A 19,623-nucleotide genomic window follows, 5' to 3' on the forward strand; every position below is an offset into this window, starting at 1 on the left:
AAAATTGATTAAGTCTTCGATCGATTAGTATTCGTCAGCTCCACATATCACTATGCTTCCACCTCGAACCTATTAACCTCATCATCTTTGAGGGATCTTATAACCGAAGTTGGGAAATCTCATCTTGAGGGGGGCTTCATGCTTAGATGCTTTCAGCACTTATCCCGTCCATACATAGCTACCCAGCGATGCCGTTGGCACGACAACTGGTACACCAGAGGTATGTCCATCCCGGTCCTCTCGTACTAAGGACAGCTCCTCTCAAATTTCCTACGCCCACGACGGATAGGGACCGAACTGTCTCACGACGTTCTGAACCCAGCTCGCGTACCGCTTTAATGGGCGAACAGCCCAACCCTTGGGACCGACTACAGCCCCAGGATGCGATGAGCCGACATCGAGGTGCCAAACCTCCCCGTCGATGTGAACTCTTGGGGGAGATAAGCCTGTTATCCCCGGGGTAGCTTTTATCCGTTGAGCGATGGCCCTTCCATGCGGAACCACCGGATCACTAAGTCCGTCTTTCGACCCTGCTCGACTTGTAAGTCTCGCAGTCAAGCTCCCTTATGCCTTTACACTCTGTGAATGATTTCCAACCATTCTGAGGGAACCTTTGAGCGCCTCCGTTACTCTTTAGGAGGCGACCGCCCCAGTCAAACTGTCCATCTGACACTGTCTCCCACCATGATAAATGGTGCGGGTTAGAAATCCAACACAGCGAGGGTAGTATCCCACCAACGCCTCCACGTAAGCTAGCGCTCACGTATCTAAGGCTCCTACCTATCCTGTACAAGCTGTGCCGAATTTCAATATCAGACTACAGTAAAGCTCCACGGGGTCTTTCCGTCCTGTCGCGGGTAACCTGCATCTTCACAGGTACTATGATTTCACCGAGTCTCTCGTTGAGACAGTGCCCAAATCGTTACGCCTTTCGTGCGGGTCGGAACTTACCCGACAAGGAATTTCGCTACCTTAGGACCGTTATAGTTACGGCCGCCGTTTACTGGGGCTTCGATTCGTAGCTTCGCAGAAGCTAACCACTCCTCTTAACCTTCCAGCACCGGGCAGGCGTCAGCCCCTATACATCACCTTACGGTTTAGCAGAGACCTGTGTTTTTGATAAACAGTCGCTTGGGCCTATTCACTGCGGCTTTCCTGGGCGTGAACCCTAGAAAGCACCCCTTCTCCCGAAGTTACGGGGTCATTTTGCCGAGTTCCTTAACGAGAGTTCGCTCGCTCACCTTAGAATTCTCATCTTGACTACCTGTGTCGGTTTGCGGTACGGGCACCATAATTCTAGCTAGAGGATTTTCTTGGCAGTGTGAAATCAACGACTCGAGGAATAAATTCCTCTCCCCATCACAGCTTGACCTTAATGAGTACCGGATTTGCCTAATACTCAGTCTTACTGCTTGGACGTACAATCCAATCGTACGCTTCGCCTATCCTACTGCGTCCCCCCATCGCTTAAAACGAATTGAGGTGGTACAGGAATATCAACCTGTTGTCCATCGCCTACGCCTTTCGGCCTCAGCTTAGGTCCCGACTAACCCAGAGCGGACGAGCCTTCCTCTGGAAACCTTAGTCAATCGGTGGACGGGATTCTCACCCGTCTTTCGCTACTCACACCGGCATTCTCACTTCTAAGCGCTCCACATGTCCTTGCGATCATGCTTCAACGCCCTTAGAACGCTCTCCTACCATTGTCCTACGGACAATCCACAGCTTCGGTAATATGTTTAGCCCCGGTACATTTTCGGCGCAGTGTCACTCGACTAGTGAGCTATTACGCACTCTTTAAATGATGGCTGCTTCTAAGCCAACATCCTAGTTGTCTGGGCAACGCCACATCCTTTTCCACTTAACATATATTTTGGGACCTTAGCTGGTGGTCTGGGCTGTTTCCCTTTCGAACACGGACCTTATCACCCATGTTCTGACTCCCAAGTTAAATTGATTGGCATTCGGAGTTTGTCTGAATTCGGTAACCCGAGAAGGGCCCCTCGTCCAAACAGTGCTCTACCTCCAATAATCATCACTTGAGGCTAGCCCTAAAGCTATTTCGGAGAGAACCAGCTATCTCCAGGTTCGATTGGAATTTCTCCGCTACCCACAACTCATCCGCTCACTTTTCAACGTAAGTCGGTTCGGCCCTCCATTCAGTGTTACCTGAACTTCAGCCTGGTCATGGGTAGATCACCTGGTTTCGGGTCTACGACCAAATACTCAACGCCCTATTCAGACTCGCTTTCGCTGTGGCTCCACATTTGCTGCTTAACCTTGCATCAGATCGTAACTCGCCGGTTCATTCTACAAAAGGCACGCCATCACCCATTAACGGGCTCTGACTACTTGTAAGCACACGGTTTCAAGTTCTCTTTCACTCCCCTTCCGGGGTACTTTTCACCTTTCCCTCACGGTACTGGTTCACTATCGGTCACTAGAGAGTATTTAGCCTTGGGAGATGGTCCTCCCGGATTCCGACGGAATTCCACGTGCTCCGTCGTACTCAGGATCCACTCAAGAGTGTATAAATTTTCGACTACAGGATTATTACCTTCTTTGATTTATCTTTCCAGATAATTCGTCTAATTTATACATTTGTAACTCCGTATAGAGTGTCCTACAACCCCAATAAGCAAGCTTATTGGTTTGGGCTCTTCCCGTTTCGCTCGCCGCTACTCAGGGAATCGATTTTTCTTTCTCTTCCTCCGGGTACTAAGATGTTTCAGTTCTCCGGGTATGCCTTCAGACATGATATATATTCACATGTCGATAACACGACATAACTCGTGCTGGGTTTCCCCATTCGGAAATCTCTGGATCACAGCTTACTTACAGCTCCCCAAAGCATATCGTCGTTAGTAACGTCCTTCATCGGCTTCTAGTGCCAAGGCATCCACCGTGCGCCCTTAATAACTTAATCGTTTGTTTAAATCAAACATCGTTTCATTTAAACCCAAAATGTTATTAATCTGTGAGTGTTCTTTCGAACACTAGCGATTATTTGTTTTGAATTCAAGCTTTTTCAAACTTTAATTCACTCGGTTTTGCTTGGTAAAATCTATATTTTACTTACTTATCTAGTTTTCAATGTACAATTTATGTTGAATCCTCAAATTATGAGCATTCAAAACTGAATACAATATGTCAATGTTATTCCTTTTTCAACTTCGTAGAAGTTGTTCCGAATATATCCTTAGAAAGGAGGTGATCCAGCCGCACCTTCCGATACGGCTACCTTGTTACGACTTCACCCCAATCATTTGTCCCACCTTCGACGGCTAGCTCCATAAATGGTTACTCCACCGGCTTCGGGTGTTACAAACTCTCGTGGTGTGACGGGCGGTGTGTACAAGACCCGGGAACGTATTCACCGTAGCATGCTGATCTACGATTACTAGCGATTCCAGCTTCATGTAGTCGAGTTGCAGACTACAATCCGAACTGAGAACAACTTTATGGGATTTGCATGACCTCGCGGTTTAGCTGCCCTTTGTATTGTCCATTGTAGCACGTGTGTAGCCCAAATCATAAGGGGCATGATGATTTGACGTCATCCCCACCTTCCTCCGGTTTGTCACCGGCAGTCAACCTAGAGTGCCCAACTAAATGCTGGCAACTAAGTTTAAGGGTTGCGCTCGTTGCGGGACTTAACCCAACATCTCACGACACGAGCTGACGACAACCATGCACCACCTGTCACTTTGTCCCCCGAAGGGGAAAACTCTATCTCTAGAGTGGTCAAAGGATGTCAAGATTTGGTAAGGTTCTTCGCGTTGCTTCGAATTAAACCACATGCTCCACCGCTTGTGCGGGTCCCCGTCAATTCCTTTGAGTTTCAACCTTGCGGTCGTACTCCCCAGGCGGAGTGCTTAATGCGTTAGCTGCAGCACTAAGGGGCGGAAACCCCCTAACACTTAGCACTCATCGTTTACGGCGTGGACTACCAGGGTATCTAATCCTGTTTGATCCCCACGCTTTCGCACATCAGCGTCAGTTACAGACCAGAAAGTCGCCTTCGCCACTGGTGTTCCTCCATATCTCTGCGCATTTCACCGCTACACATGGAATTCCACTTTCCTCTTCTGCACTCAAGTCTCCCAGTTTCCAATGACCCTCCACGGTTGAGCCGTGGGCTTTCACATCAGACTTAAGAAACCGCCTACGCGCGCTTTACGCCCAATAATTCCGGATAACGCTTGCCACCTACGTATTACCGCGGCTGCTGGCACGTAGTTAGCCGTGGCTTTCTGATTAGGTACCGTCAAGACGTGCACAGTTACTTACACGTTTGTTCTTCCCTAATAACAGAGTTTTACGAGCCGAAACCCTTCATCACTCACGCGGCGTTGCTCCGTCAGGCTTTCGCCCATTGCGGAAGATTCCCTACTGCTGCCTCCCGTAGGAGTCTGGACCGTGTCTCAGTTCCAGTGTGGCCGATCACCCTCTCAGGTCGGCTACGTATCGTTGCCTTGGTAAGCCGTTACCTTACCAACTAGCTAATACGGCGCGGGTCCATCTATAAGTGATAGCAAAACCATCTTTCACTTTAGAACCATGCGGTTCTAAATGTTATCCGGCATTAGCCCCGGTTTCCCGGAGTTATTCCAGTCTTATAGGTAGGTTACCCACGTGTTACTCACCCGTCCGCCGCTAACGTCAAAGGAGCAAGCTCCTTATCTGTTCGCTCGACTTGCATGTATTAGGCACGCCGCCAGCGTTCATCCTGAGCCAGGATCAAACTCTCCATAAAAAATTATGATGTTTGATTAGCTCATAAATACTAATTGTGTGTTATCTCTAACACGTTTAAACCAACGATCGTTGTCGTTGCGTTTGGAATTAACGTTGACATATTGCGATTCAGTTTTCAATGTTCATTCGTTCAAGTTCTTTCGAACACAAGAATTAATTATACTCTCTATAACTCAAGAAGTCAATAACTTTTTAAAATTAATTTGAGTGTTAATTTGTGTTGTTATCGTGTTGTTTCGCTCGACAAGTAAATACTATACAGGGTTTTCAAGGTGTCGACAACAGTAAAATTTACACTCCTCTCACTCAATACCAACTCAAAACAGCCAATAACCAAACTTATATTGGGTATTTTCGTTTTTAGTACGCTTTTTCACGTTATATTACTAAAGTCTTCTAAAGTTATGAACTTTAAATGTTTAAAAACCAAACTTTAAACTTTTTTAAGTTTTTTACAAAAAAAGACATCACCTTAAAAAGGATGATGTCAAAACTCGTTTTTTCTATATAAATAACTATTTACATCTCTGTTCTTCCCATTATCGCTTTCGATAAAGTGACTTCATCTGCGTACTCTAAATCTCCACCCACAGATAATCCTTGGGCTAGTCTTGTAACTTTTATGCCAATAGGTTTCACTAAACGAGAGATATACATCGCTGTAGATTCACCTTCTAAGTTTGGATTCATCGCTAAAATCAATTCTGTCACACCTTCGTCTTTTAAACGATTAATTAATGTTGGGATATTGATATCTTCTGGTCCAATGCCATCCATCGGAGATATCGAACCATGTAAAACATGGTATAGACCTTTATATTCACGCATTTTTTCCATAGCGATTACATCTTTATCATCTTCTACTACACAGATAATTGTTCTATCTCGCTGTTTATCTTGACAAATATAACATGGGTCTTGTTCTGTGATATGGCCACATTCACTACAATAAGTTAATTCTCTTTTTACATCTACTAACGCTTTTGCAAATTGTACAACGTCGTCTTCTTTCATATCTAATACATGAAATGCCAGACGTTGTGCCGTTTTAGGGCCAATGCCTGGCAGTTTCATGAAACTGTCAATCAGTTTAGAAATCGGTTCAGGATAATGCATGGGATCACATTCCAGGGATGTTTAAGCCTTGAGTGTGTTTGCCTAAGCGTTCTTGAGTTAACTCATCTGCTTTATTCATAGCTTCATTCGTAGCAGCAATCACTAAGTCTTGTAACATTTCTACATCGTCTGGATCAACCGCTTCTTCTTTGATAACCACGTCTACAACTTCTTTATGGCCTGTTACAGTAACAGTAACCATGCCGCCTCCTGCTGTACCTTCAACGCGTTCTTCTTTTAACTTTTCTTGTTCTTCGCCCATTTTCTTCTGCATTTTTTGCATTTGTTTCATCATTTGTTGCATATTTCCGCCACCGCGCATAATGTATATCCTCCTTAGTGTATTAATTATAATTTATATAATTATGCTTTCCTAATATTATACATGCCTTTGTATTTATTGTCATGTGTCACTCTTCATCAATAACATTGACTGTATTATCTCCAAATAAGTCTTTTGCTTTTTGAACGACGTCTACTTCCTCTGACGTATCAGCTGTATGTTCACCTTCTACAGAACTTGTTGTTTCGTCAGATTGTCCGGACTTTCTATTTTGTAGATACTCAGAGCGTACACGCATCCATTGATCAGAAGGTACACCTACTACTTTGACTGTTTTATCTATGATGTTGCAGACTACATTTTCAATATTAGCCCTTTTATCATCATCTTTATTTACAATTTCACAATGTATTTCTTCTTCGAATTTAATCAGTACATGTGTTTCACTTGCCGCTACCGGCTCTGAATTTTGCAATAGACTTACGAGTGATTTCATATCATTCGTTTTGGCATGATCCACAACTTCTTCCCAATGACTTTTTAATAGTTTGATATCATCTTTATTCGCTTTATCTAACACTTTAGCTATTTGTTGCATAGAGAAAGTATTTTTAGATTGTGCTCCTCTGCTAGGCGCTTGTTTTTTAGTCGATTGTGTAGGAGCAACAGTTGCTACGCCTTGGGCTTTCAATGTTTCCAATTCATTTTCTAATTGTTCCATTCGTTGTAATAACACATCGTTATTTGGTTCAGCTGCTACACTTGTTGTCGCCACGTGTTGCACAGTAGTAGCTTGTCCTTTAATCATCTCTGATAATTTCACCAACAGTACTTCGAAATGTACATTTTGATTCACGCTGAAACGTATCGACACTAAAGTATCATTAATCACATCAATCATTTGATATAAAGTTTCTAACTCAAAGCCCATTAACGCGTCATATTCTACAGTTGATTCAGAAGTTTTATTCATTATCGTATCACGCACAAAATAAATCATATCGTTAATCAAACGATTGACCTCTTTACCATCAGATACAAACTGGTGATACGTAGTAAAAGCTGATTTAACATCGCCATCAATTATTTCTGTGAATAATTGGTTTAATGAAGCCTCATCAACACTTCCTGTCACATTCAGTGCATCTTGAAGCGTCAAGTGTTCATCTCCAAAGGCTATCGCTTGGTCCATGATACTCAGCGCATCTCGCATACCACCTTCAGAAGTTTTAGCAATGAAAGTAAGTGCTTCGTCGTCATAATCAATTTCTTGTTCTTCAGCAACAAATTTCAAGCGCTCTACGATTTCTTCTTCATTAATAGCCTTGAAATCAAAACGCTGCGCACGTGAAATAATTGTAGGTGGTATTTTATGCGGCTCTGTTGTAGCCAAAATAAATATCGCATGCGCTGGAGGCTCTTCGAGTGTTTTTAATAATGCATTGAAGGCACCTGTCGTTAACATGTGAACCTCATCGATAATGTAAACTTTATACTGTGATTCACTTGGAGCATATTTTACTTTATCTCTAATATTTCGTATTTCATCTACACCATTGTTACTCGCCGCATCAATCTCAATAACATCTGAATTGGTACCTTGTGTAATACCTGTACAGATCGCACATTCATTACACGGCTCACCATCATCATTATGTTCACAGTTGATTGCTTTCGCAAACACTTTTGCAATACTCGTTTTACCTGTACCTCTCGGGCCACTAAAAATATAAGCATGGGATTGCTTTAGTTTTGAGATAGCATTGCGCAATGTTTTGGTGACATGTGTTTGACCTACTACGTCACTGAACGCTTGTGGTCTAAACATTCTATATAAAGCTTGATAATTCACTTTCGCACCTCCATTTACATCCGTTCATTATTATATCATTGAATTTTCGTTCATGGCTATCCATTAAACGCATCTGAATATACGACTTTTCCTCGTGGTGCTGTCTGCGCATCTTCTGTAATAAACTTCACCATAAAATAAGCTGACGGAAGCTCAAATGGCGAATAAATCCCATATTGCTCTGCTTCTTCATAACCTAAACGTCCATAGTAACCCGGGTCACCTAGAACAATAATTGTATCATAATCTTGAGTAGCAGCTCGTTCTTCACCCGCTTGCACTAAAGCTTTGCCAATACCTTGATTGCGATAAGGTTTTAATACAGCTAGTGGTGCTAACGCTAATGCGGTATAAGTTGCTTGTTCACTCACAATTTTAATCTCCGATAATAGAATATGCCCTACCACTTCACCATCATCATTTTTAGCTACGACTTCAAGCTCATAATTATAATTTGCGTCACTACGAATACGTTTTACTAATTCTTGTTCATCGTGGTTGGATTCTGACACATCTTGAAAGGCTTCTACTATTGTTTGTAAACTTGCTTCATAATCACTTTCAGTTAAAGTACTTAAATATATCTGCATATCTTCCCTCCGTACAGCTATCTTTTATGTACATACTACACTATTTCTTTCGATATACCTATATATTAGCTAATGAATAAAAGGGAGTGGGACAGAAATCTGATTTTGAAAAAAATGATTTCGTTGTCCCACCCCGGCAAGGATGACTAGCGTTGAAAAAAGCTCGGTTTGAAGCGCATTTTCAATGCAGTCAGCTACTGCCAATATGAAAAGAGACTAGGACGAATCAATATTGTCCCAGCCTCAAAATTTATGTAAATGTATAATTTTTAATATTAAAACCGTGCACCTTTGCTTCGAATAAGTATCACAAACGTTACCAAAGTCGACAGCTAAATCTCGGCAACCCTACGGCACATATGATGATCCACTTAATGCTGCTTCCGTCAGGACCTGACATGATTCATGGGTTCATATTGCATAGGACCGAAATCTTCAAACACTACGTGCTTTGGGCAGACTTCACAAAAACGTACCCTTAGCAAAGGAATTAAGTCTCGCGTAAAGCGGATTTCGAGTACAGGGAACCGCTACCTCCCCACCTAGCACGGCAAACTTTATATTACTATAAAATCATTAATTAATGCAAGCTAAACGTTTAAATTGCCTTAATAATTTTTTTACACAACCTTAAAGCCCAATGACCAATCGTTATAATTTACGACGTCGTGAAAAATCATTAAACCTAAATTCAGTCGCTATATGTTTAGACACAGTATATTGAAAACGTTCTGTATTTTTTAAATGTACGACGCCTCTAACTGTGGCCGTATATGGTGGTTCGACTGGACCAAAAACACGTTTTTCTTGCTCACCAAACGCTTCAAAAGTAATAGATTTATTAGCATAACTTATCTCTAAGCCTAATGTTTCTTCAATGTGTTGATAAATTGATTGTTGTGCAATATCTAAAGTTATTTTTGGAATGATAGACTCGACTAAATAATCTTCGTCTAAAATTTTAACTTGGCCATTAACCGTTCGCACTCTAACTATATGCCATAGTTTGGCACCCAGCGCTAATCCTAACTTGTCTTTAACCATTGGAACATCGCTTGCTGGAATAAGTTCTAATTTCAGAACTTTTGTCGCGTGTTTGAGTGCGCGTTCGTTTTTCACTTCATTAAAGCTCATTAAATCTGCAAATGGGAACTCAGTTAGCTGTTGATAAATGACAATGGATCCTTTGCCTCTAATTTTTTGAATCATGCCATCACTCACTAACAGATGCAAAGCTTTTCTTACTGTTTCACGTGATGCTTGGTAAGTTTGCACTAAATCATTTTCTGACGGAATTTGATCACCGTATGACAAACTTCCATCTAATATCTCTTCTTTCAATGCTTCATATATAGTTATAAATTTTTTCTTCGTCATAACAGCCAACTCTTTTACTTAATTATTGAGCGATGACTACCGCTCCAAAACCACTTAATATATTATGCTGTATCTCACCATTTTGTACAATATATTCTCCATCAATATTCAAGTCATCTGGTAAGGCAACAGACTCTTTAGAGAAGTTCGCTATAACTAACCACGTTGCACCTTGATAATGGCGTTTGTATACAAACAATTCATTATGGTCCATATAAAGAGGCTCTATACTACCGTACGTAATAATATCGTTGTTATGGCGTAAGTCAATTAACTTTTTGTATGTGTGTAATACTGAGTTCGGGTCGTTAATCGCCGCTTCTACGTTGATGACATCGTAGTTATTAGGAATATCAATCCATGGCGTACCTGAAGTAAATCCTGCATTAGCTTCATTTGTCCATTGCACTGGTGTTCTAGCATTATCTCGTGATTTTTGCCCTAAAATTTCAATGATTTCATCTTCAGCATATCCGTCTTGTTTCATTTTACGATAAGCGTTGAGTGATTCTACATCTCTATACTGACTTATGTCACTAAAGTACGGATCAGTCATGCCGATTTCTTCGCCTTGATAGATATAAGGTGTACCTTGCAACATATGCAGCACAATTGCCAACATTTTAGCACTACTTTGATGCAATTCTGGCGTTGAATCGTCCCCAAATCTAGAAACTACACGTGGTTGGTCATGGTTACACCAAAAAATAGCATTCCAGCCGCCACCTTCATATATACCTAATTGCCACTCCATCAAAATTTCTTTCAATTTAATGAAATCTAGTTTAGCATTCGACCATTTTTCGCCATCAACATAATCTACTTTCAAATGATGGAAATTGAAGACACTACTTAACTCTTGTCGTTCTGGATTCGTATACTTAACACAATTATCGATAGTCGTAGATGACATTTCTCCTACCGTCATCATCGGTTTATCACCAAAAGTACGACGGTTCATTTCATGTAAATACTCATGTACACGTGGCCCATCTGTATAAAATTCTTTACCTATCTTGTCAGAATCTTTAAATTCACCTTTTGAAATCAAATTAATTACATCAAAACGAAAACCATCAACACCAAAATCAATCCAATGATTGATCATGTCATATAGTGCATCACGTACAGCCTTATTATCCCAATTCAAATCAGCTTGGGTAACATCAAAAAGGTGTAAATAATACTCATCTGTGTCAGCGTCATACTGCCATGCATTACCTCCAAATTTAGATTCCCAATTCGTAGGAGGCTGTCCATCTGAAGATTTTCTAAAGAAATAGTAATCTCTATACTGACTGTCTTTCGCCGAATACGCTTGTTTAAACCACTCATGTTGGGTTGACGTGTGATTAATTACAATATCTAACATAACCTTGAGATCGCGTTTATGTGCTTCACTAATTAGTGTTTCAAATTCTTCGATTGTTCCAAAACGTTCATTAATCTTATAGTAATCGCTAATATCATACCCATTATCATTCATTGGTGATTCATATATCGGCGTCAACCAAAGGTAGTCAACACCTAAATACTGTAGATAATCCAACTTTTCAATTATGCCATTAATATCTCCTTCACCATTACCCGTCGTATCATTAAACGATTTTGGATAAATTTGATAAACAACCGACTTTCTCCAGTCGTTATGTGCCATAGTACATTCCACCTTCTTCTATTATTAAATAAAAACTCGCTATAAACGTACTAGCGAGTTTAATTTTCACTTGATATTAATTCAATTACCTACTTACTCTTCTACTAATTCTTTCGTATTATCTTTCGCAAATTTAGAAAAGATAATAGTTAAAATAAATGGTGCTATCATTGCAATGACAGTACATATTAAGTACACAACCCAAAATTCTTTTTGAATCGAAATGAAAGCTGGTACGCCACCTACACCAACATTACCTAACACACCACTCGCACCTACAATTGCTCCTAAAATACATGATGTCGCAATAGATGCAACAAATGGATATTTCAATGGTAAATTGACACCGAACATTGCAGGTTCTGTAACACCTAAAAATCCTGAAACTCCGGAAGTTACTGCAAGCCCTTGTTCTTTGGCCATTTTACGTTTTTTGTAAATATACCAAGCACCGAAAGCTGCTGAACCTTGACAAATATTTGAAATTGCTACTATCGGCCAGAGGTAAGTACCTCCTAACTGACTACCCATCAATTGGAAATCGACTGCCAAGAACATATGATGTAAACCTGTAATTACAAGTGGCGCGTATAATAATCCATAAATGGCACCACCTAACCAACCTGCATGTTGGAAAATAAATGTAACAGCACTAGTAATGCCTCCACCTATCCATAATGCAAGTGGGCCTATGACGATAAATGCTAAAAATCCTGTAATTAACAACGCTACTGGTCCTACTACTAACATCTTAATAGAATCGTGCACACGTTTGTTAAGGAATTTTTCAATTTGAGCTAACACATAAGCTGCAAGTAAAATCGGTAACACTTGACCTTGATAGTTTAACTGTTTAATCTCTAATCCAAATAAATCCCACGTTGGAATATTACCTTTTGCAATATCATATTGCGATACTAATTGTGGATTCATCAAAACTAACCCAAGTACTAACCCAAGAATTTGACTTCCGCCAAACACTTTCATACTGCTCCAACCAATTAAAGCTGGTAAAAACGTAAATGCAGTATTGGCAATAACATTTATGATATCAGAAATATCACCGAGTTGCGGAAACTGCTTAACTAACGGATCTGGTCCGAATAAATCTTCCATCGTCAATAAGTTGTTAATCCCCATTAACAAACCGGCTGTAACAATGGCAGGTAAAATAGGTATAAAAATATCACCTAATAATTTAATAAGCCTTTGTACTACATTACCTTTTTTGGCAGCAGCAGCTTTGGCATCATCTTTTGATGCTTCTGTTTGCCCCGTTTCTTCGATAAATTGACTATAGACTTCATCAACAGTACCTGGACCGATTACTATTTGATATTGATTGTCTGCTTTAAACTGTCCTTTTACTAATTTATTATCACTTAACTTGTCCTTATCTACTTTAGCATCATCTTTTAAAACCAATCGTAAACGCGTCACACAATGTGTGGCAGTGTCAACGTTGTCCTTTCCCCCAATTGCTGCAACAATATCTTGAACATCCTTTTTATTTACAGCCAAGATAGATCACTCCCATTCACTTAATCTTTATAGAAAGTATACATGTATAGACAAGTTATGTAAAGGTTTTCATTTTATTTCTTTCACTTTACTGATAACAATGGGTATAAGAGCTATCTTATGAGTTTTAGACAAATAAAAAAGGCAAATATTCAATAACAACTTGAATACTTGCCTTTTGTATCTATTAGTCTTGGATTACTTCTTAATGGCGGAGGAAGAGGGATTCGAACCCCCGCGAGCCGTTAAGCCCCTGTCGGTTTTCAAGACCGATCCCTTCAGCCGGACTTGGGTATTCCTCCAAACGAACACAACATCAATGATATTATAGCCCGTTTCAAAAGTCAATATAATTTTTATATCTATACTGGCGTTTTCTCTAGTAAGTAACTGTTTACAGCATCCGCTACAGCTCTGCCTTCTTGAATCGCCCACACTACTAAACTTTGACCTCTGCGTGCATCACCAGCAGCAAAAATTTTGGCTTGATTAGTTCTGAAATCTTTGTTGTCAGCCACAATTTTGTTGCGTTCAGTTTGTACATTAAACGCGTGGGGTACTGTAGTTTCTGTACCTATAAATCCAATGGACAACAATACTAAATCTGCTGGCCAGTGACGCTCTGTACCATCCACAATCATCATACCTTCATCAGTTTCTTCTAATATTTGAGTATACACTCCTTTGACGTTACCTATATGATCCACATCATAACGCATCGTTTGAACACCGTATGCGCGTGGCTCAAAACCAAATTTCGCTTCGTATTCTTTATGCGCATAATCCATCTTAAAGACCGGCATCGGTAATGGCCAATGGGTATTTTCTTCAAATTCAAAAGCTTCTGCTTGTTTCGTATATTTATTGAATTGGACGATAGATTTACAGTTTTCACGTAATGCAGTAGCTACACAGTCTGCACCTGTATCACCAGCACCAATGACGACTACATTTTTACCTTCAGCTGAAATCGTAGTTTCACTAATTTCACCATTTAAGTACTGTGCTTGTTCAGTTAAATAATCCATTGCAAAATGAATACCTTGGCCCATACGTCCTTCTAATGGTAGATCACGTGCGTTTTGCGAACCTGTACATAACACTATCGCATCATACGCTTCTGTTAAGTCTTCTTTAGAAATATCAACACCGATTTCTATGTCAGTTTGAAATTCGATACCTGATTGCTCCATCACACGAATTCTACGACGCACTACATCTTTATCTAGTTTCATATTAGGAATACCATACATCAATAAACCACCCGCTTCTTGTGCGCGTTCGTATACTGTGACTTTGTAACCTAATTTATTCAACTCATCCGCCGCTGTTAAACCTGCCGGGCCACTACCCACAATAGCTACCCGTTCTTGTTTACGTTTTTTGGGCGGGGTAGGCTGTACCCAGCCATTTTCAAATGCTTCATCTATAATGGTACGCTCAATACCTTTGATTGCTACAGATTCACGATTAATTTTCATGACACATGATTGCTCACAAGGTGCTGGACAAACATAACCTGTAAATTCTGGAAAGTTGTTTGTTTCACTTAATCGTTCATACGCAGTTTTAAAATCTTTTTTGTATACCAAATCATTCCATTCAGGAATATAGTTACCAATTGGACAGCCTATCGTCTCACGACCGAAAGGCTCCCCCGTTTGGCAAAATGGCGTACCACAATCCATACAACGTGCACCTTGTACAGATGCCTCTTCCCGAGTAAATCTATGTTGTATTGCAGCATGATGCTTTAAACGATCAACTAATGACAACTCATCTAATTGTTGTTTGTCATAATTCATAAATCCTTTAAATTCACCCATGCAAATCCCCCCTTATGATTTAATATACTGCCGACAATGGTTTGTCAGTTTCTATATGTGTGCGCTCATCATTAAATGCTTTAAGCAATGCCTCGTCTAGTTGCGGTGTTGTTTGCTTTTGTAAGTCAATTTTCTGCATCATTAATTTGAAATCTTTTGGTATTACTTTGACAACCTTACTTTCAATATGTTCAAAGTCTTGCAGAAGTGCTTGTGCTTTTTTACTATTTGTATATTTCACATGTTCTTCAAGCATCTCTCTTAAGACAGAACGTTCTTCATCGACCGTCACTTCATCAAAGTCGAGTGTATCTAAGGCGTTATCTTGTTTGAATTGTTCAACATCTGATGGGAAGATATAACTAACTCCGCCACTCATACCTTGACCAAAGTTTTTACCTACATCTCCTAATATGACTACACGTCCACCAGTCATATATTCTAATCCATGGTCCCCTATGCCTTCGACTACAACTTGCACACCACTATTTCTAATACAGAAACGTTCGCCTGCACGTCCATTGATAAATGCTTTACCATGAGAAGCACCGTAAAAACATACATTACCAACAATAATTTCATTCTCTCGCGCTGCATTAGGGGCGTTAACAATGATTTTACCGCCAGATAATCCTTTACCAACATAGTCATTAGCATCACCTGTGTGATGAATCGTTAAGCCTCTAGGTGTATAAGCTGCTAGACTTTGTCCTGCATGACCATTTGTATAGGCATTGATACTATCTTCAGCCATACCTTCTGCACCATGAACACGCGTGATAGCACTACCTGTAATTACGCCTACATCACGTTGTTCATTTTTTAATTGATAGTTTCCTTTAAAAGTCTTACCTTCGTTAATCGCTGCTTGAGCATCTGGGAATAATTGTGTTAAATCAAAGCCTTCGTCTAAATGATGATTTTGCTCAATTGATTTATGTCGTTCCCCATCATGTTGATACAACAAAGCTTCAATATCCATTGTATTCGCTTTAGGTCGCTGTTTTTGGTAAGGTGCACGTTGTAATAAATCTGTGCGTCCCACAAGTTCATCTACGGATTTCAAGCCAAGTTGCGCTAAAATCTCACGTAATTCTTCAGCTACAAAATGCATGAAATTCACTACATGATCTGCACGTCCATTAAATAATGCACGTAAATCTTGGTTTTGTGTTGCAATGCCTACTGGACATGTATCTTTATGACACACACGCATCATAATACATCCAAGTACTACTAATGGTGCTGTAGCAAAACCAAATTCTTCAGCACCTAAAGCACAAGCGTAAGCTACATCTTTACCAGTAAGTAATTTGCCATCCGTTTCTACTTTTACACGTGATCTCAAATCATTCATCATAAGTGTTTGGTGCGTTTCGGCTAAACCTACTTCCCATGGAACGCCAGCATGTTGAATACTTGTTTTCGGCGATGCACCTGTCCCGCCATCATAACCACTAATAACAATTTTATCTGCATAGGCTTTCGCTACACCTGCAGCAATCGTGCCTACTCCTGTTTTCGACACTAATTTCACTGTGATATCAGCATCTTTATTCGCATTTTTCAAATCATGTATTAACTGCGCTAAGTCTTCTATTGAATAAATATCGTGATGTGGAGGTGGTGAAATCAAACCTATTCCTGGTGTTGAACCCCTTACTTCCGCAATCCACGGATAAACTTTACTACCTGGCAATTGTCCGCCTTCCCCTGGTTTAGCGCCTTGCGCAACTTTAATTTGAATTTCTTTCGCATGTTGTAAATAATCACTCGTTACTCCAAAACGTCCTGAAGCTACTTGTTTAATAGCACTTGAATGATTACGTCCTTCTTCGTCAATAATATAACGTTCTGGGTTTTCTCCACCTTCACCACTATTACTTTTACCACCAATACGATTCATCGCTTCCGCTAATGTTTGATGCGCTTCTGCTGAAATCGAACCGTAACTCATAGCACCTGTATTAAAGCGGCGTACAATATCGCTTGCCGGTTCTACTTCAGTAATATCAATCGGTGTTTGTTGCTTAAATTCCATTAAATGCCGAATATGGTCTGTACGTTTTGTATTGACTTCTTCAGAAAAGGCTTTGAATTTCTCATAATCATTTAAACGACATGCATGTTGTAATAAATGAATGGATGTCGGATTAAACGCATGACGTTGGCCTTGTTTACGCCATTGGAATGTACTTCCCGACTCAATATAAGGTGATGTTGCACTTTGACGCGCTTTATTTTCTTGATCAATCATGTCAATTGAGATGCCTGATAATTTTGATTGCGTGCCTGTGAAATAACGATCAACCACATCATGACTTAAACCTACAGCTTCAAAAATTTGTGCCCCTTGATAACTTTGAACTGTGGAAATACCCATTTTCGCCATAACTTTAATTACACCTTCAGAAAGTGTGTCTGTATATGTTTGAACATTAGATATAACTTCACCAGACAAACGACCATCCTTAGTCAATGCTTCAATAGTACGTTGTGCTAAATACGGTACGACCGCATTCGCTCCATAGCCTAATAAACACGCTACATGATGCACTTCACGTGTTTCACCTGATAACGCAACAATACTCGTATCCATACGTAAATTTTGCGTGATTAGCAGTTGATGAATATGACTGACTGCTAGCAATATAGGCATAGCAAAACCAGTGTCATCAACTAAAGCACTATCATCAAGCACTATTATTTCCTTGCCTTGTTTCACAGCTGCAATCGCTTGTTCTCCTAACTCATCTAAAGCATCCTCTAAACGACGACTATACAATGTCGATAAACGTTGCACATTAAAGCGACTATTTTCAATTTTAGCTAATTGCGCTTCTGTTAATACCGGTTTTTGTAATTGAATACGACTTAACGCATCTTCATTAGGTTGTAATAAATTGCCTTCACTACCTAAATAAGACAACTCACTTGTTACTATCTTTTCACGATAAGCATCAATGGGTGGATTTGTAACTTGTGCAAATAGTTGTTTAAAATAATTGAACAAAGATTCATCTTTGTCATTCAAGACGGCTACTGGCACATCATACCCCATTGCACCAATTGGATCCTTTTTATTTTCAACTATTTCAGTCATATATTTGTCTATTTCTTCTTTAGTGTAGACAAATTGTCTTTGTAAACGTGATAATGTCTCCTCATCCCACTCTGAAGTCTGATATTGCACTTGCGCTAAATCTAAATCTTCTTTAAATTGGCTTAGCCAACTTTCATATGGTAACTCGTCAGCAATTTTTGCTTTCAGCTCATTATTTTCAATCACTTTATTTTGGTTGAAATCTACAAGTAACAACTTCCCAGGATTTAACTGTCCTTTGAAAGCTACTTGTTCCTCAGGCACATCGATAACTCCAACTTCTGATGAATAAACAATGTAGTTATCTTCGGTAATTGTATAACGTCCTGGTCGTAAACCATTTCTATCTGTTAACGCGCCAATTTTATCACCATTACAAAACGAAATCATCGTCGGTCCATCCCACGGCTCCATGAGGTAACTGTAATACTCATAAAATGCGCGAACATTCGCATCATTAGTTTTGTTGTATAACCAAGGTTCAGGAATTAACAGCATCGCTGCTTTTTCAGGTTCCATCGCTAACGCTAAAAATTCTAAGGCATTATCGACTATTGCCGAATCACTACCATCTTCATCTACAATTGTTTTAATTTTATGTTTATCTTTTCCAAAAACAGTATCTACTAATCGTTCTTGTCGTGCACGCATCCAATTCACATTACCTTTTATCGTATTAATTTCCCCATTATGCATTAATAGGCGATTAGGGTGCGCACGTTTCCAACTTGGAAATGTATTAGTACTAAATCGTGAATGTACTAAACCTAACTTAGAAATATAAGATTCATGAGTTAAATCTATATATAGACGTTTAATTTGATCGGAACGCAACCAACCTTTATAAACAATCGTTTTATGCGATAAACTCGTAAAATACAATGCTAAGCCTTGTGTTTCACTGTAATATTCGATTTGTTTACGTGCTAAAAACAATGCTTTATCTATAGTCGACACATCATTTAATGCTACAAAAACTTGCTGAATTACCGGCATCGTTTTCGCAACATGTGGTGCAATAGCATCAGTGTTGACTGGAACTTCTCTGTAGCCTAATACCGTCATGCCCTCTTCAGCAAAATATGCATTAAACTGGCTTTCATGCTTTGTCCCTGCAATGGATTCATTAGCAAAAAAGAGTCCTACTGCATAGTGACCTTCAGCTGGTAAATCAATATCAACGTGATTAGCGAAAAATTCAAATGGAATCTCTGTCATGATACCTGCACCATCACCCGTCATTCCATCAGCACCAATACCACCACGATGGTCTAATCGACGTAACATCTCCAATGATTTATTAACAATATCGTGTGTTCTTTTATTATCCATGTTGGCATAAAACCCTATACCACACGCATCATGTTCTTCTCTACTATCATATAAGCCCACATTTTTTACAGATTCGAGCATGACATTCACCCCTTTTACGAAAATTCAGAATATTCATTACGTAGAATTACTATATAGCACCTAATCAATCTGTTCAATATATAAAATAGATGATATTATTCTAATTAATAGAACGATTGTGTAAAGG

The 19,623-nt window shown here is 39.8% G+C and carries 9 protein-coding genes, 1 tRNA gene, 2 rRNA genes and 1 other RNA gene; all 13 read right to left on the reverse strand.

All coding sequences use genetic code 11. From position 1 onward, the window contains the following. Positions 1-4: 4 nt before the first annotated feature. Positions 5-2,926, reverse strand: a 23S ribosomal RNA gene (locus MUA37_RS12065). A gap of 277 nt (positions 2,927-3,203) precedes the next feature. Continuing rightward, positions 3,204-4,756 (reverse strand): 16S ribosomal RNA (locus MUA37_RS12070). Together the 16S and 23S rRNA genes form the textbook arrangement of a ribosomal RNA operon. 521 nt (positions 4,757-5,277) lie before the next feature. After that, on the reverse strand, positions 5,278-5,874 hold the full coding sequence (recR, locus tag MUA37_RS12075; RefSeq protein ID WP_002510513.1) for a recombination mediator RecR: 597 nt from the start codon (positions 5,872-5,874) through the stop codon (positions 5,278-5,280). A gap of 4 nt (positions 5,875-5,878) precedes the next feature. After that, positions 5,879-6,196 (reverse strand): YbaB/EbfC family nucleoid-associated protein, encoded by a 318-nt coding sequence (locus tag MUA37_RS12080; RefSeq protein WP_002510514.1) that lies wholly within the window; start codon positions 6,194-6,196, stop codon positions 5,879-5,881. Positions 6,197-6,284: 88 nt separating this feature from the next. After that, positions 6,285-8,009, reverse strand: a complete 1,725-nt coding sequence (gene dnaX / locus MUA37_RS12085; RefSeq protein WP_262624641.1) for a DNA polymerase III subunit gamma/tau — start codon at positions 8,007-8,009, stop codon at positions 6,285-6,287. A gap of 56 nt (positions 8,010-8,065) precedes the next feature. Then, positions 8,066-8,599, reverse strand: coding sequence for a GNAT family N-acetyltransferase (locus tag MUA37_RS12090; protein ID WP_262624642.1), 534 nt, complete (start codon positions 8,597-8,599; stop codon positions 8,066-8,068). Positions 8,600-8,880: 281 nt separating this feature from the next. Then, positions 8,881-9,150: signal recognition particle sRNA large type (ffs, locus tag MUA37_RS12095), an RNA gene on the reverse strand. A 100-nt stretch (positions 9,151-9,250) separates the two neighbouring features. Beyond that, complete coding sequence (gene treR, locus MUA37_RS12100) at positions 9,251-9,976, reverse strand: trehalose operon repressor (RefSeq protein ID WP_021459291.1); 726 nt, start codon at positions 9,974-9,976, stop codon at positions 9,251-9,253. Positions 9,977-9,998: 22 nt separating this feature from the next. Further along, positions 9,999-11,633: an alpha,alpha-phosphotrehalase gene (treC, locus tag MUA37_RS12105; protein WP_021459292.1), complete on the reverse strand. Its 1,635-nt coding sequence runs from the start codon at positions 11,631-11,633 to the stop codon at positions 9,999-10,001. Positions 11,634-11,726: 93 nt separating this feature from the next. Beyond that, entirely contained in the window at positions 11,727-13,154 is a 1,428-nt protein-coding gene (gene treP, locus MUA37_RS12110) for a PTS system trehalose-specific EIIBC component (RefSeq protein ID WP_262624643.1), read from the reverse strand. Positions 13,155-13,363: 209 nt separating this feature from the next. Next, positions 13,364-13,456 (reverse strand) — tRNA-Ser (locus MUA37_RS12115). Positions 13,457-13,516: 60 nt separating this feature from the next. Beyond that, a complete protein-coding gene (locus MUA37_RS12120) occupies positions 13,517-14,980 on the reverse strand; it encodes a glutamate synthase subunit beta (RefSeq protein WP_002509945.1) in 1,464 nt (487 codons plus the stop codon). Between the two features lie 19 nt (positions 14,981-14,999). Beyond that, on the reverse strand, positions 15,000-19,496 hold the full coding sequence (gene gltB / locus MUA37_RS12125; RefSeq protein ID WP_002509944.1) for a glutamate synthase large subunit: 4,497 nt from the start codon (positions 19,494-19,496) through the stop codon (positions 15,000-15,002). Positions 19,497-19,623: the final 127 nt, after the last annotated feature.

The organism is Staphylococcus arlettae (assembly GCF_025560845.1).
Classification (GTDB): domain Bacteria; phylum Bacillota; class Bacilli; order Staphylococcales; family Staphylococcaceae; genus Staphylococcus; species Staphylococcus arlettae.

Coding starts and splice junctions, on each gene's coding strand:
- recR (WP_002510513.1), bottom strand. CDS start 5,874: ATGCATTATCCTGAACCGATTTCTAAACTGATTGACAGTTTCATGAAA.
- MUA37_RS12080 (WP_002510514.1), bottom strand. CDS start 6,196: ATGCGCGGTGGCGGAAATATGCAACAAATGATGAAACAAATGCAAAAA.
- MUA37_RS12090 (WP_262624642.1), bottom strand. CDS start 8,599: ATGCAGATATATTTAAGTACTTTAACTGAAAGTGATTATGAAGCAAGT.
- treR (WP_021459291.1), bottom strand. CDS start 9,976: ATGACGAAGAAAAAATTTATAACTATATATGAAGCATTGAAAGAAGAG.
- treC (WP_021459292.1), bottom strand. CDS start 11,633: ATGGCACATAACGACTGGAGAAAGTCGGTTGTTTATCAAATTTATCCA.
- MUA37_RS12120 (WP_002509945.1), bottom strand. CDS start 14,980: ATGGGTGAATTTAAAGGATTTATGAATTATGACAAACAACAATTAGAT.
- gltB (WP_002509944.1), bottom strand. CDS start 19,496: ATGCTCGAATCTGTAAAAAATGTGGGCTTATATGATAGTAGAGAAGAA.